Here is a 1,072-nt window from a genome sequence, read left to right as displayed (position 1 = left end):
ACGTTCTCCTTTAAGCTGGCGCACCCACTTATCCATGGTGGATTTGCCCACATTCATGGCTTGAGCTGCCTCAACAATAGAATAGTTTTGGTCTAGCACTAACTGGGCAGATTCAAGCTTGAACTCTGCGCTAAATACTCGTCTTGTACGTTTTGTCATTATGTCACCTGTTAACTTATGAGGTGATGATATCACCTCTAACTAGGTGGCCAAACTCACTATGCCACTACAGGATAAATGACCACTAGACCTGGCATCATAGGTAAAAGGCACCTTGTATAGTAAAATACAACATCATTTAATTAAGTAAAAACAGAAGCCATGACAGACGCTATAAAACTATTAATGAACATTCGCAGCCTTCGTGCTTTTGCTCGTGAATCGATGACACTAGAACAGCTACAAGAAGCGTTAGAAAAACTGAACCAAGTCGTCAATGAGCGCACCGCAGAAGAAGAACAAGCTAAAGCTTCAAATAAAGAGCATGAAGAAAAATTAGAAGCATATCGTCAAATGCTACTATCTGACGGCATTGACCCAGAAGAACTTTTAGCTATGACAGCTAAAGCACCTAAGAAAACTCGCGCAGCGCGCCAAGCTAAATATAAGTTCACCGATGAAAACGGTGAAGAAAAAACATGGACAGGCCAAGGCCGCACACCAAGTACTTTAAAGAAAGCACTTGATGCAGGCGCCAGCTTAGACGAATTTCTTATTTAGGCTTAAAGCCCAAAACATCCAATTCAAAGCCGCGGCTATACACGAGGCTTTTTTCTGCCTGTCACAGAAAACCATATTTACCTTAAAACTACCCGATACACCGTAACGTCCAACGGCAAGTGGGCACGCGTGCCCAGGTACATCGAGTAGGGTGAGGCGTCGCCGCCTCATCCCTCTCACAGAACCGTACGTACGGACCTCGTATACGGCTCATGTACATTTCCATTCAGCGTAAGTGCTGAACACATGCCCTGTCACAACATGTTCAATATTGACTAAACCAAGTTCATTGAACCATTGATTTGTCATAGCGTAGCTCGATAACGGACTCGCAGAGCTTCTCCAGCCTGTC

Annotated in this window: 2 protein-coding genes; one reads left to right on the top strand and one right to left on the bottom strand. The window is 44.2% G+C overall.

From position 1 onward, the window contains the following. Positions 1-159: transposase (locus tag L4D12_RS25415; protein WP_428450586.1), on the bottom strand; the 159-nt coding region annotated here is incomplete at its 3' end. A 162-nt stretch (positions 160-321) separates the two neighbouring features. Here L4D12_RS25415 and L4D12_RS25410 point away from each other — a divergent pair. After that, on the top strand, positions 322-720 hold the full coding sequence (locus L4D12_RS25410; RefSeq protein ID WP_428450585.1) for an H-NS family histone-like protein: 399 nt from the start codon (positions 322-324) through the stop codon (positions 718-720). The last annotated feature ends 352 nt before the right edge of the window (positions 721-1,072 follow it).

The organism is Photobacterium nomapromontoriensis, from assembly GCF_050336815.1.
Taxonomy (GTDB): domain Bacteria; phylum Pseudomonadota; class Gammaproteobacteria; order Enterobacterales; family Vibrionaceae; genus Photobacterium; species Photobacterium nomapromontoriensis.
The sequence above is the reverse complement of the archived record's forward strand: the minus strand, read 5'-3'. Positions and strand labels throughout refer to the sequence as shown.

What these genes read in the sequence shown, in the direction of transcription:
- L4D12_RS25410 (WP_428450585.1), top strand. Translation starts at nt 322, where the DNA reads ATGACAGACGCTATAAAACTATTAATGAACATTCGCAGCCTTCGTGCT.